Below are 14,523 nucleotides of genomic sequence, written 5' to 3'. Positions count from 1 at the left end.
GAGGGGCTATCTATGATGCGCTTCGTTATGGGGAGGTTTTTTCACGCCGCGCTCGTGGTTGCAGCACTGTTGATCCTCGTCTTCTTGATCGTGCATCTCACTGGCGACCCGGCGGCGCTGGCGTTGGGCACCGATAGTACACACGAGGAAATCGTCGCGTTCCGCCATGACATGGGTTTTGATCGTCCGCTATGGATCCAGTTTCTGAGTTTTGCCCGGGGCGTGTTATTGCATGCTGAATTCGGCAACTCGTTACGGTATCAAGAACCCGCTCTTCCTATTGTTCTGGAACGATTGCCCGCAACCCTGGAGTTGACTTTTGCGGCGATGGGCGTGGCGCTGCTCATCGGCGTTCCAACGGGTCTGTTTGCGGCCATCCTGAGAGGTACCTGGAGGGATGCGCTACTACGCATCATCGCGCTTCTGGGACAGTCGGCGCCGGTGTTTTGGATCGGCATCCTTCTTATACAGGTTTTTGCGGTTCAGCTAGGGTGGTTTCCCAGTTCGGGCCGGGACAATGGCTGGATGAGTATTGCCCTCCCGGCTTTAACTCTATCCGCATACTCCACTGCGAGCATTACACGACTATTGCGGGCAAGCGTGCTGGACACGCTCACGCAGGATTTTGTGCGCACCGCGAGGGCCAAGGGCGTTTCGGCTCTGGTCGTCACGTTGCGTCATGTCCTGCGCAACTCCTTGTTGCCTGTGGTGACGCTCGTCGCGATGCAGTTTGGCACTCTACTTGGAGGAGCCGTGATTACCGAGTCGATATTCGCGTGGCCTGGACTCGGCCGCCTTGTCGTTCAAGCGATCTACAACCGGGACATATTTCTGATCCAGGCCGCCGTTTTCACTATCGCCGTTCTATTCGTCGCGATCAATTTCGTGATGGATATTCTATATATGGCGCTGGATCCAAGGATTAGGTTGCGATGATGGTCGACGAGAAGCCTATCGGCGTTGCCCGCTACATTCGAGGCTTGGGTTCAAATGTCGAGGCGATGGTCGGGGTTGCGATTGTGCTCGCGGTGATAGTTGCTGCGGTGGCGGCCCCGTATCTGAGCCCCGCGGATCCGCTCGCGCAAAACTTGAGCCATCGGCTGCTCCCTCCTTTTTGGGAGAAATTAGGTTCGACCGCGCATTTTCTCGGCACCGACCAGCTCGGTCGAGACGTTCTGGCTCGCCTCTTGTACGGAGCCCGGATCACGCTTCTTGTCGGTTTCGTGTGTACTTTCATCGCCGGAACCGTGGGAACTATGCTGGGAATCATCGCCGCGTACATCGGCGGGAGGGTCGACGCCTTGATCATGCGTCTCGCCGATATACAGCTTTCCCTGCCATTCATTATTCTGGCGATCGCGCTTGTAGCGGCGCTTGGCCCGAGTCTATTCAACATCATAATTGTTCTGGGCCTGACGAGTTGGGTGCGATTCGCGCGAGTCGTGCGCGCGGAAACGCTGGTCGTCCGTGAATTGAACTACATAGAAGCGGCACATGCCCTGGGCGCCGGGGCGTGGCGCATCGTGCGGCATCATATATTGCCGAATGTCGCCTCGCCAATCATCGTGGTTGCGACACTCGAGATTCCACGCCTTATCTTGATGGAAGCTTCTTTGAGTTTTCTCGGTTTGGGGGTGCAGCCGCCCACGCCCTCGTGGGGTTCAATGGTCAGTGAGGGCCGCTCCTATCTGGATGTCGCATGGTGGCTTACGACCGTACCGGGGCTTGCCATTACCGTAGTGGTGCTTAGTGTCAATCTTGTTGGAGACTGGCTACGTGATTCGCTCGATGTCCGAATGTGAGTCGGCGGCCCGACCGGATTCTAGTGCGGCAGGGGACGTCCTGCGCGTCGATGATCTGCAAACGGCGTTTCCGTTCGGCGACCGCATGGTCAATGCGGTCGATAGGGTCTGTTTTACTGTCGGACGTGGCCGCATCGTCGGCCTCGTCGGCGAGTCCGGATGTGGTAAGAGCATGACGGCCCTTTCTATCATGCGTCTGGTGCCTGCCCCGGGCAGGCTGGCCGGCGGTGTCATTGAGCTGGACGGCCATGGGGATATCGGATCGATCCCCGAACGGGAAATGCGAAGTATTCGAGGTGGGGATCTCGCGATGATTTTCCAGGATCCGATGACATCGCTCAACCCCGTGATGCGTGTTGGCGAACAGATTGTGGAAGGCCTGCGGTTCCACCGGCGGATAAGCCGCAGAGAGGCCCGGGATCGCGCGATTCAGATGCTCACGCTTGTCGGTATCGGAGATCCGGAGCTTCGCGCCAGAGAATATCCCCATCAGATGAGCGGTGGTATGTGCCAACGGGTCATGATCGCCATGGCGCTGGCGTGTGAGCCCAAGGTAATGCTTGCCGACGAGCCGACGACAGCGCTGGATGTCACGATCCAGGCACAGATTCTCAATTTAATGAGGGATGTGCGGGATCGCACCGGGACTGCGATCGTACTCATCACCCACGATCTGGGTGTCGTGGCTGAAATGGCCGATGATGTTTGCGTCATGTACGCAGGGGAAATTGTCGAGCGCGCGCCCGTGCGCTGCATTTTTCGCGAACCATTGCACCCGTACACGATCGGGCTGCTGGAGTCGGTGTCCATAGGTCAAGGGGCCGTGCATAGAAAGACGATGCTGCCTGCTATCAGTGGGATGGTTCCGGGATTGGGGCAGTTGCCAGGCGGCTGCCGCTTTGCTGACCGCTGCAGGCATGCCACGATGTTGTGCAAGGAACATCGGCCGCCGCTCGAAGAGCTTGAGCCAGGACGGTTGGTTCGCTGCTGGCTGCATGTCGAAAACTCGCCCATGCGGGTCGAACCTCGCGCCGAGGCAGGAGCGCTCTCCAATGTCTGAGTCCGATTTGCCTTTGCTGCGTGTCGAAGGGCTGAAGAAGCATTTCGTCAAACGCGCGTTTTTGCGTCCCGCTCATGTTACGCGTGCGGTGGACGGTGTGGGTTTCACCATAATGCCGGGCCAAACGCTTGGCGTCGTAGGCGAAAGTGGAAGTGGCAAGACGACTCTGAGTCGCTTGATTATGCGTTTGATCCAACCGAGCGCGGGAAAAGTCTTTTTCAAGGGGAAAGATGTGTTCGCCCTTGATGCCTCGGAAATGAAACGCTTGCGCAGCCAAATGCAGATTGTGTTTCAGAATCCGTATGGCTCCCTCGATCCGAAACAGTCCGTCGAGAGCATCATAGAGGAGCCTATCGTCATTCACGAAAGAGAATCCTCGGCGGGACGAGAAAAGCGCGTCACGAAATTGCTCGACCTCGTCGGTATTCCGAGTGCGCATAGAAAACGCTTCCCGCATCAATTCAGTGGCGGGCAGCGCCAGCGGATAGGCATTGCCCGCGCATTGGCGCTACAGCCGGATTTTCTCGTTTGCGACGAGCCGGTCTCCGCGCTTGACGTGTCGGTCAAGGCACAGATCATTAATTTGTTTCTCCATCTTCAGCACGAATTGCGTTTGACGTATATGTTCGTATCGCACGATTTGAATCTCGTGCAGCACATCAGCGATGAAGTCGTCGTCATGTATCTCGGGCAGCTTGTAGAGTATGCGGCCAATCCCGAGATCTACGACAAGCCGTTGCATCCCTATACCGAGGCGCTGCTTGCCGCCAGCCCGAAGCCCGATCCGGACGCGCCCAAGAATCGGATTGTGCTCCAGGGCGATGCCTTTACCTCTCTTGGAACGGGGGGGTGCAAATTTAGGGCCAGATGTGCCTACGCAGGGCAACGCTGCGCCGAAGAGCCGCCGTGGAAGGAGTGGATGCCAGGACATTGGGCAAAGTGTTGGCGGATCGCCGAAATCCGTTCTTTATAGGTAGGGAGCAGGCTGCAATAGCATTGAATGATTGGGTCATGTCCACAGTGGAGCGAGCCGGCGCCGGCGCGTGAAATGTGCGAGCTGAACGAGCAATAGCCGAAGCGGCCTTTCAACTGGCCTTGCGCCCTTGCTTCCTAGGGTATGTATCTATGTAATTGACATGTCAACATGCTATCATGACAACTCGAATGCTACATGATTCAAGGCTATACGTTTGGAAAACAAGGAATCGCCCGCATGGAATTAACTTTAGAGCCGACGCCTCTTTATTTTCAGATTCAGCAAAAACTGAGATCGAGAATATTAAATGGAGAGTTGAAGCCGCGTGATTCGCTGCCCAGCGAAGCGCAATTGTGCGCTGAGTTCTCGGTCAGCCGGATTACGGTTGGGAAGGCGCTGGATGCCTTGGTGAGGGATGGCATGATCCATCGCAAGCGTGGCGTCGGAAGCTTTGTGTCCGACCGCACACAGCCGTCCAAGGCCGTCAGGCTGACTGGCTCGCTCGAAGAGATGCTCGCGCCGGTTGAGAAATCGACCAGGCAGCTGTTGGGGACTGAAATTGTATCGCCGCCTGACGTGGTGGCGGAACGCTTCCAGTCAGATAGCGATGTCATCTGCTTTGAATCCCTTCACGCTTCTGCGGGCGATGTTTTTTCCCATTCGCGGATGTATTTCCCGGCTGACATTGGTGTGCAGATTCAGCAGGCGGTAAGGGAATCGGTAGTGCCGATCAACGCGGCGGAAATTCTTCTGAACGTGCGGGTGGAAAAGGCAGAGCAAACCATCGCTCCGATTCTTGCCAGTTCCGAAATTGCCCGGTGCCTGAATGTGGAAAAGGGTACGCCCATTCTCGAGGTTGTCAGGACGTATCTGATTTCGGACTCCAGGCCAATTTCGGTTGTCGTGGCCGTGTACAACCCGAAAAAGTATCAATACAAGATAGATCTTTATCCCAGGCCGCATTGAAGACAATCCAACAATATCCAATCCGCTCGATCTTATCGGGCAGAACATAGATCAGAACATTCCAACAGGCAGGAGAATCTTATGGCTCGATTTGATTCAGTCTCGCTCGAAGTTATCAACAGTAAGCTGATTTCCATTATTGAAGAAGCTGCGACTACGCTTTTGCGCACGTGCTACTCTGCCATCGTGCGCGATTCGCGCGATTTTACCTGCACCATGACGGACTCAACCGGGCAATTGCTCGCGCAGGCGCCGCATAGTTTGCCCGCATTCGCTGCGACCATGCCTTATACGGTGCGCGAATGCCTGAAGGAATACCCGATCGAAAAGCTCGAGCAGGGTGACGTGCTGATCACCAATAACCCATGGATCGCGATCGGGCATTTGAACGACGTCGTCATCATTACCCCGATCTGGTTTGGCGGAAGAGTGGTTGCGTTCGCAGCCAATGCCGCTAACGTGGCCGACATTGGCGGGCGTGGCATGGGTACGCAGGCCGCTTCGATTTACGAAGAAGGGATTCAGATTCCCATACTCAAGCTGCACGAAAAAGGCGTTCCCAAGGTAGACATTTATCGCATGATCGAACAGAACGTGCGTATGTCCGACCAGGTGATGGGCGACATACATGCCCAGGTGGCCTCCAACGAGGTGTGCTCGCGCCGCTTGGTGGAGTTCATGAAAGAAAGCAATATCGACGATTTCAATGAACTTGCCACGGCAATTCAGGATCGTTCCGAGATAGCGATGCGCAAGGCAATTTCGGCGATTCCGGACGGTAGCTATTCCCATGAATCCATTACCTATGGCGTGGAAGAGGAGGTCAAGATCAAAGTCACTCTCACGGTCAAGGGAGATGAGATTTTCGCTGACTTCACCGGCACGGATGCGCAGTCGAGATGGGCGATCAACTCGGTGTTGAATTACACCTACGCTTATACCGTCTATACGATCAAGTGTGTCATTGCGCCGCAAATCCCCAACAACGAGGGTTGCACCCGGCCTATCAAGATCAATGCGCCAGAGCGCACGATCGTCAACCCCGTTTATCCGGCGCCGGTCGCCGCGCGTTCCCAGATAGGCAAGTTCCTGCCGATTCCGGTGATGCGCGCATTGGCAAAGATGATTCCTGAAAAAGTGATTGCGGATAGCGGTTCTGCCCCGCTTTGGTGCTCTTCTTTCAAGTATTCCGAGCCAGACGGGCGGCATATATCCCACACGCCGATGATGACCGGCGGCATGGGTGCAAGGCAAGACAAAGATGGCATTTCCGCCATCGATTTCCCCAGTGTGATTGTCAACGTTCCCGTGGAAATTCAAGAGCATCGCTTTCCGTTGCTGATCCGCCGCTGGTGCCTGGTGAAAGATGGGGGCGGCCCCGGCCAGTATCGGGGTGGTATGGGTTTTGAATTCGAGGCGGAAAACGTGTCGGGCACGACGATGATGGCTTCGCTCAGGTGCGAACGCATTGAAAACCCCGCCGAAGGCCTCGAGGGTGGCTTGCCCGGTTCTCGGGGCTATGTGGGCCGGGCCGACGGCACCATACTCGATCCCCACAAAATCCATGAACTCGCGCCCAACGAGCGGATTGTTTTCAAGACTGCAGGAGGCGGCGGGGTGGGGGAGCCACGCCTAAGGGCGCCGGAAGCGGTCTTGAGCGATGTATTGAATGGCTGGGTTTCCGTCGATGCGGCCCGTGATGTGTATGGAGTGAAGATCGATCCGCAAACTATGCAGATCGACGTCGAAGAAACGGCTGAGCTGCGTGCGGTGTACGCCTGATCAACCTAACCCGAGATACTGACATGAGCATAGATAAATCCGGCATCAAGCTTGGCGTTGATGTGGGCGGGACATTCACTGACTTCCTGATGGTTTCTTCAGATGGCCAGGTACACATCGGCAAAAGCCTGACGACAGGAGAAGATCCGTCTCAAGGTGTGTTGGCCGGAACCGAAGACATTCTTAAAAATAATGGCCATAGCGCGCAAGACCTGCAGGCCTTCGTGCATGGCACGACGGTGGCTACAAATATTATTCTGACGCGCCGCGGCGCGAAGGTCGGGATGCTGACCACCAGAGGCTTCCGCGATACTCTGGATATTCAGGAAAAGGTCAAATACGACATCTATGACTTGGGCATCGACTACCCGGAACCCTTGATTCCGCCCCATATGCGGGTGGAAATTGACGAACGCGTCACGAAGGACGGCAAGGTTCTGGCTCCCCTGGACGAGGATCAGGTTATTGCGGCGGGAAATCATCTGGTCGAGAAGGGCGCCCGTGCACTGCTGGTGTGCTTTTTACATTCCTATTCTCAGCCGGGGCATGAGCAGCAAGCCGTTGCTGTTCTCAAGAAAGCCTTTCCGAACCTGGTCGTCAGTTGTTCATCGGACATCAGCCCCGATCTCGGTGAGTTCACGCGATTTGCGACTTCCAGCATCAATATGTATATTCGCCCGCGGGTCGAAAACTACCTTAGGGAAATGGAGGCCGAACTCAAGCGCCAAGGCCTCAAGCCGGCGTGTGACATGATGCTTTCGACCGGCGCCACCGCCGATTTCAAAAAGGCGGGTGAATTGCCCATCCGCTTGATCGAGTCAGGCCCCGCTGCGGGCGCGATAGCCGCCGCTTACTACGGCACCCTGTGTGGGATAGATAATCTCATTGCTTTCGACATGGGCGGCACGACCGCCAAAGCCTGCGTTATCGACCACGGCAAGCCGGCTATCAACTATGACCATTTCGAGGTGGCACGGGTTCACAGGTTCAAGAAGGGCAGCGGCATCCCTCTCAAGGCCCCTTCGATCGACATGATCGAGATCGGTGCGGGTGGCGGGAGTATTGCCCGCATTGACCAGATCGGGCTATTGAAGGTGGGGCCGGATAGCGCGGAGTCGAATCCCGGGCCGGCATGTTATGGCCTTGGCGGCACAGAACCGACCGTCACGGACGCGAATTTGGCTCTGGGATATCTCGATGGCGGCTTTTTCCTGGGTGGAAAAATGCAGCTGGGCACCGAACTGGCGCAGGGCGCGATCAGCCGGCTCGCCGGCTCTCTCAGCGTGGACACGATAAGAGCCGCCTGGGGCATCCACGAAGTGGTAAGCGAAAGCATGGCCGCGGCTGCGCGTACTCACCTGCTTGAAAAAGGCCGTGATGCCCGCAAGTACGCGATGTTTGCCTTCGGCGGCTCGGGCCCCGTCCACGCGTGCCGTGTTGCGCGCAATTTGGGAATCAAAACCGTCATCTGCGCCTTGGGGGCCGGCACCCTGTCCGCACTTGGACTGCTGCTGGCTCCAACGGCGTTTGACTTCGTCCACACCGATGTGGCTCATTTGTCCGACTGCAATCTGGACGAAGTGCAGAAATTTTTTCACGACTCGGAAGTGCGCGGCAGGCAATTGCTGAGTGCGGCCCAGGTCGCGCCGGATGCCGTGCACGTGACGCGCTTCGTTGAGCTGCGGTACGCGGGCCAAGGGTACGAGGTTGGGGTCATGCTTCCCGCGGGCATAAATGATGACGCGCTGCGCACCGCGATCGTCGATTTGTTCGAGGCGGAGTATGAACGTTTGTACGGCCGGGTCGAGAAATCGAAGATCATCGAAACCGTGAAATGGCGGGTCGTGGTGTCCGGGCCGGCTGGCAACATTCGCATTTCACATTCGATGCTTGAAGGCGATGCAAAGCCTGCGCTCAAGGGCTCGCGCCCGGCGTACTTTCCCGAGATTGGCGGGTTTATCGACACCAAGGTATATGACCGGTATTCCATGGCGCCCGGGTTTACATTGGAAGGGCCGGCGGTGGTCGAAGAGAAGGAAAGCACGGCCGTCGTTCCTCCTGGCTGGTCTGGGCAGGTTGACGACTACTCCAATCTCGTACTTAAGTACCAGGGCTTATCCTCAACATGAGGCCGGGCCATGCATTGGCGTGGGGCGAAAAAATAGCGCTGCATCGGTAGAGCGTGGATGGGTGTGCCCGCCGAGTGGGTGGGCGAAGCGCCAATTCTGCGATCGAAGCCGCGCTGCACACTTGCAATATCCGTAATCACAATGTCCGTAATCAAGAAGTGATTCCATGGAAATCACACGTGTAAAAGCGCGTCCAACGCGAAGGAACCAACGTGGCTAAACTTTTGATCGCCGGGCAGTGGGTTCACGGCAGTTCAGAGCAGCAAATGACGCACCGCTATTCGGGCGAGGCGCTCGACAAAATGGCCGTGGCCAGCGTTGAACAAGTGGCCGCTGCCGTCACGGCAGCACAGGCGGCATTTGACGCGAACGCGCTTACTCCGAGCGACCGATACCATATACTCAGTCGCGCCGCCGCGCTGGTGCAAGAGCGTCGAGAGCAATTCATGGGCCTCGTGTCTGCCGAGACGGGTTTCCCGCGCGTCGACGTCGAGAACGAGGTCGGCCGCACAGTCCAGACGCTCCAGCTCTGCGCCGAAGAGGCGCGCCGTGTAGTTGGAGAGATGGTTCCGATGGACGCGGCGCCAGGGCTGAAAGACCGGATCGGGTTTACGGTAATGGTTCCGTTAGGGGTCGTTTGCGCCATTACGCCCTTCAATTCGCCGCTCAACGTTGTTGTTCATAAGGTCGCGCCTGCGGTCGCTGCCGGCAACGCGGTGATTCTCAAGCCGTCGGAGCACGTGCCGCTGACGTCGGTCGAGTTGTGCAAGGTATTGATAGAAGCCGGGCTTCCTCCAGGGCTCATAACGCTGCTGCATGGCGGGCCGCAGATCGGTCGTGCGCTCGTGGCTGATCCGCGTATTGCTTTCTATGCCTTCACCGGGAGTACCCGCGTTGGCAAGGAAATCCAGGCTGGTGCCGGCTTGCGTCGGACTCAGTTGGAACTCGGCAGCATCGCCAGTACGATCGTTTGCGAGGATGCGGACTTGCGCGCGGCTGTCGCCAAGTGCGTGTCGGCCGGTTTTCGAAAGGCCGGGCAGGTTTGCACATCGGTGCAGCGCCTTTATGTGCAACGCGGCATCGCATCCGACTTTACGAAACAGCTTGTGGCGGCGGTGCGCAGCCTGCCGTATGGGGATCCGTCAAAGCCAGAGACCATTGTCGGCCCGATGCTGTCGGTCGAGCATGCGCAAAGAGCCTTGGACTGGATTCTTGAGGCCCAGGCGGCCGGCGCCGAGGTTCTATGTGGCGGCACTCGCACAGGAGCCGTGCTTGCGCCCACCTTGTTGGCAAACGTCAGAGACGACATGAAGGTAATGTGCCAAGAAATCTTCGCGCCCGTGATGTGTTTGAACGAATTCGACGACTTGCAGCAGGCTTATGACGCAGCGAATGCGACGCCGTTCGGGCTTGCGGCGGGCTTGTTCACATCCAATGTCGGCATTGCGCTGTCGGCTGGGCGAAAGTTGCGTTTCGGTGCCGTTCACATCAATGAAGCGTCTTCGGCAAGAGTCGACGTGATGCCGTTTGGCGGCGTCAAGGACAGTGGCTTTGGCCGCGAAGGCCCGCGTTATGCGATCAAGGAAATGATGGAAGAGCGCCTCCTGACCATTCGTTATTGACTTGAGCCTGTATATGCCGTGCTCGCAGCGTGAAGCCAGTCACGGAATTTGGAAAGTGGCCACAGCCGATGGCCGTGGCTGTGCGAGCCCCTATCCGGTGCGACAAGCTGATACCAGGCTCTCACCCGCCTGCAGCGGGAGCGGCCGGCGGATCGAAAAACAAAAAACCGGCACCCTACAAGAGCCAAACGCCGTCCACTCGTCTACAAACCGAGCGGAGAGAACGGGGTGCCTGGAGGTGAGTGGGCCATCGAACCGGAAGGAGACACCCCGTTCTAGGCCGCGGATCAAGAACCCGGCCGACGACGCATAAATAGCAAATCCGCCAGCGGATCAAGAATCCCGCACCGTGACGCTTCATGGCCTCCTGCCCCCGCGCTCCACGTCCCCCATCCACGCTCGATAGCTGCTATTCTCAAAGCTTCGGCATCGCCTCGCTCGGCCGCGGCCCAGCCGCGATAGCTACATCGCTATGGAGACTCCATGAACTATCGTGCCCCCACACAGGACATCCGTTTCGTATTCCGTGAGCTGGCCGGCCTGGATGACGTGCTGGCGCTGCCCGGCTTCGAAGAGGTCAATAGTGAACTGGTCGACGCCGTGCTCGAAGAGAACGGGCGCTTCGTCGAACAGGCCGTGGCGCCGCTGAACCGCGCCGGCGACACCACGCCGGCCGCCTGGGACGACGGCAAAGTGCGTACCTCTCCCGGCTTCCAGGAAGCATTCCGTGAATTCGCGGCCGGCGGCTGGCAAGGCTTGCAGCACGAGCCGCGCTGGGGCGGCCAGGGCCTGCCCAAGCTGGTGGCCGCCGCCACCGGCGAGAACATCAACTCCGCCAACCTGGCGTTCTCGCTGTGTCCACTGCTGACCGACGGCGTGATCGAAGCCCTGGCGATGGTGGGCAGCCAGGCCCAGCAAGACCTGTACATCCCGCCCATGCTGGAGGGCCGCTGGACCGGCACCATGAACCTCACCGAGCCGCAAGCCGGCTCCGACCTCGCCCTGGTTCAGACCCGCGCCGTCGGGCAGGACGACGGCAGCTACCGGCTGTCCGGGCAGAAAATCTTCATCACCTACGGCGAGCACGATCTGGCCGAGAACATCGTGCACCTGGTGCTGGCCCGCACGCCGCAGGCGCCGGCCGGCGTCAAGGGCATTTCGCTGTTCCTCGTGCCCAAGTTCCTGCTCAATGACGACGGCACGCTGGGCAAGCGCAACGACGTGTGGTGCGCCTCGCTCGAACACAAGCTGGGCATACATGGCAGCCCGACCGCGGTGCTGTTGTATGGTTCCGGGCAGGGCGAGGCCGGGCCGGGCGCCGTCGGCTACCTGATCGGCGAAGAAAACCGCGGCCTGGAATACATGTTCATCATGATGAACGCCGCGCGTTTCGCGGTGGGCATACAGGGCATTGCGCTGGCCGAGCGCGCCCTGCAGCAGGCCGGCGCCTATGCCGCCGAGCGCCTGCAGGGGCGCGCGCTGGAAGGTTCGGACGGCCCGGTGGCGATCGTCCATCATCCCGACGTGCAGCGCATGCTGATGACCATGCGCGCGCTGACCGAGGGCGCGCGTGCACTGGCCTACGTGGCCGCGGGCGAATGCGATCGCGCGCGCCATGCCGCCGACCCGCAGGCGCGTGCGCGCCACCAGGCCGTCTATGACTTCCTGGTCCCCGTGGTCAAGGGCTTTTCCACCGAGAGCGCGGTAGAGGTCGCGTCCCTGGGCATACAGGTGCACGGCGGCATGGGCTTCATCGAAGAAACCGGGGCCGCGCAGTATTACCGCGATGCGCGCATTCTGCCCATCTACGAAGGCACGACGGCGATCCAGGCCAACGATTTCGTCGGACGCAAGACCTTGCGCGACGCGGGCGCGGTGGCCGGCGCCTTGGCCGAGCAGGTGCGCGCCACGGTTGCGCAACTCGAGGCGCGCCAGGCCGAGGCCGGCGAACATGGCGCTGGCCTGGCCTTGATCGCGCGCCGGCTGGCGGCGGCGGTCGAGGCCTATGAGCAGGCCGTGGCCTATATCGTGGCCCACGCGCGCGAGGATCAGCGCGCAGTATTCCTGGGCAGCGTACCCTACCTGATGCTGGCTGGCCTTACTTTGGCCGGCTGGCAGATGGCACGCGCGGCACTGGCATGCGTCGCCCGCCTGCAAGACGGCGATGCCGAGCCGTTCCATGCCCGCAAGCTGGCCACGGCGGTGTTTTACGCGGCGCACCTGCTGCCGCGCGCGCAGGCGCTGTCGGCATCGATACTGGAAGGCGGCGTTGCGGCGCGCTACGCCCGGGCCGCGGAAAACGCCGAATAAGGATATTCATAAACGGTATTTCCGTACCGTAGGCTTTGCTGACACAATTTGAGTTCCAACCTTTATATGGTGTGCTTATATAGCGCGCGGCGGTTGCGCGGCGCGGGCATATGGGCACGTCATTCGTTTGAACGACTGTCAAGAGAGCTTAATATGACGACTTTGCGTCTGGGCGATACCGCCCCCGATTTCGAGCAGGATTCTTCCATCGGCAAGATCAAGTTCCACGAGTACTTGGGCGACAAGTGGGGCGTGCTGTTTTCGCATCCCGCCGATTTCACCCCTGTCTGCACCACCGAGCTGGGCTACACGGCCAAGCTGGCCGACGAGTTCGCCAAGCGCAATGTCAAAGTGCTGGCCCTGTCGGTGGACAGCGCCAAGTCGCACAACGACTGGATCGTAGACATCAACGACACCCAAAGCACCACGGTGAACTACCCGATTCTGGCCGATTCCGACCGTAAGGTGTCGACGCTGTACGACATGATCCATCCCAACGCCAGCGTCACCGCTACGGTGCGCTCGGTGTTCGTCATCGATCCGGCCAAAAAGGTTCGCCTGACCATCACGTACCCCGCCAGCACCGGCCGCAACTTCAACGAGATCCTGCGTGTCATCGATTCGCTGCAGCTTACCGACAACTACAGCGTGGCCACGCCGGTGAACTGGGAATTCGGCGAAGACGTCATCATCTCCCCGGCGATCAAGGACGAAGCTACCCTGAAGGAAAAATTCCCCAAGGGCTACAAGGAAGTGCGCCCGTACCTGCGCACCACGCCCCAGCCCAATCTGTAATCGTCCATATGCGCGGCTTGTAGACGGCTTTGGGGCCGTTGCGGGCAGGGTGCCGACGCCTCCGGCCCGCACCCCCGGCGTAGTGGACTATGCCTGTAGGGCGCCCGGCTCTGTGCGAGCCTGGCGCCTTTTTCGTATGTGCGTTTTTTGTTTCTTCCGGCGCGTGCGGTGCGCTACGCCATCGGAGACGATGTCGCGCTAAGGGTCGGCTGCGAAACCAGGTGCCCACGGCTCCCGAGGCGATACGGCGCGCGCACGATCTGGCAGGGCTAGTGTCTGGTATTTATGCCCACAAGGCCCTATGGCCGGGAGATGGCCTGGCAGGCCTGGGCGGCTGCCAGGTAGTGGTACAGGTTGCGGATCAGCGCGGCCGTGGCGCCCCAGATGAAATGGCCTTGCCAGGTGATGGAGAAATAATAGCGGTAGTTTCCGTCAGGCAGCTGCGCCTTGTGCAGGCGGTGCGCGCCGGGGTTCATCAGCACCGCCAGCGGTACTTCGAAGACTTCCGCCACTTCCGTTTTGTTGGGCGCGATGCTGAAGCCCGGCAGCACCAGCCCTATGACCGGCAGCATGGTGTAGCGGGTGGAAGTCAGGTATACGGGGTGGGTGCCGATGGGCTCGAGGTAGCGCGGGGCGATGCCGATTTCTTCATGGGTTTCGCGGATCGCGGCGGCTATCGCATCGCGATCCAGGCGGTCTACCTGGCCGCCGGGAAAGCTGATCTGCCCGGCATGGTCGTGCAGGTGCGACGCGCGCCGGGTAAAAATCACTTGCAGGCCCTTGGGGCGTTGTACCAGCGGGATGAATACCGCTGCCTGCACGGTGTTCGTGAAATGCGAAAAATCACTGCCGAACGAGTCGGCGAAGACCGGCTCGACTTGCCATGGCACGGTCTGCCCGAATGCCAAGCGTATGAAATCGAGCTCGAGGGTGGAAGGCAGCAGGGCTGGCGGAATATCGGCAACGGCAACGACGGGCTGCGTCAGCGGATCGAAACTGGGCCTGCGGGGAGGGCGGGCTTGCGGGGGCGTATCGGTGCTATGCGACATGAGCATCCATAAAACAACAAAGGCACCCTTGC

The 14,523-nt window shown here is 59.2% G+C and carries 11 protein-coding genes; 10 read left to right on the top strand and 1 reads right to left on the bottom strand.

Annotation, left to right across the window (positions count from 1 at the left end; all coding sequences use genetic code 11):
• Positions 1-12: 12 nt before the first annotated feature.
• From CEY11_RS03420 to CEY11_RS03375, 10 genes are all read left to right on the top strand, one after another.
• A complete protein-coding gene (locus CEY11_RS03420) occupies positions 13-936 on the top strand; it encodes an ABC transporter permease (protein WP_088601940.1) in 924 nt (307 codons plus the stop codon).
• Complete coding sequence (locus tag CEY11_RS03415; RefSeq protein WP_198958820.1) at positions 933-1,802, top strand: ABC transporter permease; 870 nt, start codon at positions 933-935, stop codon at positions 1,800-1,802. Before CEY11_RS03420 ends, CEY11_RS03415 begins: the two co-directional genes overlap by 4 nt.
• The gene (locus tag CEY11_RS03410) at positions 1,777-2,862 is read left to right on the top strand and encodes an ABC transporter ATP-binding protein (RefSeq protein WP_233154696.1); all 1,086 of its coding nucleotides are present in this window, start codon (positions 1,777-1,779) and stop codon (positions 2,860-2,862) included. Before CEY11_RS03415 ends, CEY11_RS03410 begins: the two co-directional genes overlap by 26 nt.
• Positions 2,855-3,835 (top strand): ABC transporter ATP-binding protein, encoded by a 981-nt coding sequence (locus tag CEY11_RS03405; RefSeq protein ID WP_088601938.1) that lies wholly within the window; start codon positions 2,855-2,857, stop codon positions 3,833-3,835. The genes CEY11_RS03410 and CEY11_RS03405 overlap by 8 nt, the downstream gene beginning before the upstream one ends.
• A gap of 198 nt (positions 3,836-4,033) precedes the next feature.
• Positions 4,034-4,804: a GntR family transcriptional regulator gene (locus CEY11_RS03400; protein WP_088601937.1), complete on the top strand. Its 771-nt coding sequence runs from the start codon at positions 4,034-4,036 to the stop codon at positions 4,802-4,804.
• 81 nt (positions 4,805-4,885) lie between these two features.
• Positions 4,886-6,586, top strand: a complete 1,701-nt coding sequence (locus CEY11_RS03395) for a hydantoinase B/oxoprolinase family protein (RefSeq protein ID WP_088601936.1) — start codon at positions 4,886-4,888, stop codon at positions 6,584-6,586.
• A gap of 23 nt (positions 6,587-6,609) precedes the next feature.
• On the top strand, positions 6,610-8,715 hold the full coding sequence (locus CEY11_RS03390; protein WP_088601935.1) for a hydantoinase/oxoprolinase family protein: 2,106 nt from the start codon (positions 6,610-6,612) through the stop codon (positions 8,713-8,715).
• A gap of 212 nt (positions 8,716-8,927) precedes the next feature.
• Positions 8,928-10,337, top strand: coding sequence for an aldehyde dehydrogenase family protein (locus CEY11_RS03385; protein ID WP_088601934.1), 1,410 nt, complete (start codon positions 8,928-8,930; stop codon positions 10,335-10,337).
• Positions 10,338-10,820: 483 nt separating this feature from the next.
• Positions 10,821-12,647 (top strand): acyl-CoA dehydrogenase, encoded by a 1,827-nt coding sequence (locus CEY11_RS03380; RefSeq protein ID WP_088601933.1) that lies wholly within the window; start codon positions 10,821-10,823, stop codon positions 12,645-12,647.
• Between the two features lie 153 nt (positions 12,648-12,800).
• Positions 12,801-13,442: a peroxiredoxin gene (locus tag CEY11_RS03375; protein ID WP_088601932.1), complete on the top strand. Its 642-nt coding sequence runs from the start codon at positions 12,801-12,803 to the stop codon at positions 13,440-13,442.
• A gap of 299 nt (positions 13,443-13,741) precedes the next feature.
• Here the strand turns inward: CEY11_RS03375 and CEY11_RS03370 are convergent, their stop codons facing one another.
• Positions 13,742-14,491 carry a CoA pyrophosphatase gene (locus CEY11_RS03370; protein WP_088601931.1) on the bottom strand — a complete coding sequence of 250 codons (750 nt, stop codon included), beginning with the start codon at positions 14,489-14,491 and terminating at the stop codon, positions 13,742-13,744.
• Between the last annotated feature and the right edge of the window lie 32 nt (positions 14,492-14,523).

Origin of the sequence: Candidimonas nitroreducens, from assembly GCF_002209565.1 — a bacterium.
In the GTDB taxonomy this organism is placed as follows: domain Bacteria; phylum Pseudomonadota; class Gammaproteobacteria; order Burkholderiales; family Burkholderiaceae_B; genus Candidimonas; species Candidimonas nitroreducens.
This window is presented reverse-complemented; position numbering and strand designations above follow the sequence as displayed.

Bases quoted from the DNA above. Each gene is read 5' to 3' on its own strand.
- CEY11_RS03420 (WP_088601940.1), top strand. From the start codon at position 13: ATGATGCGCTTCGTTATGGGGAGGTTTTTTCACGCCGCGCTCGTGGTT.
- CEY11_RS03415 (WP_198958820.1), top strand. From the start codon at position 933: ATGATGGTCGACGAGAAGCCTATCGGCGTTGCCCGCTACATTCGAGGC.
- CEY11_RS03405 (WP_088601938.1), top strand. From the start codon at position 2,855: ATGTCTGAGTCCGATTTGCCTTTGCTGCGTGTCGAAGGGCTGAAGAAG.
- CEY11_RS03400 (WP_088601937.1), top strand. From the start codon at position 4,034: ATGATTCAAGGCTATACGTTTGGAAAACAAGGAATCGCCCGCATGGAA.
- CEY11_RS03395 (WP_088601936.1), top strand. From the start codon at position 4,886: ATGGCTCGATTTGATTCAGTCTCGCTCGAAGTTATCAACAGTAAGCTG.
- CEY11_RS03390 (WP_088601935.1), top strand. From the start codon at position 6,610: ATGAGCATAGATAAATCCGGCATCAAGCTTGGCGTTGATGTGGGCGGG.
- CEY11_RS03380 (WP_088601933.1), top strand. From the start codon at position 10,821: ATGAACTATCGTGCCCCCACACAGGACATCCGTTTCGTATTCCGTGAG.
- CEY11_RS03375 (WP_088601932.1), top strand. From the start codon at position 12,801: ATGACGACTTTGCGTCTGGGCGATACCGCCCCCGATTTCGAGCAGGAT.
- CEY11_RS03370 (WP_088601931.1), bottom strand. From the start codon at position 14,491: ATGTCGCATAGCACCGATACGCCCCCGCAAGCCCGCCCTCCCCGCAGG.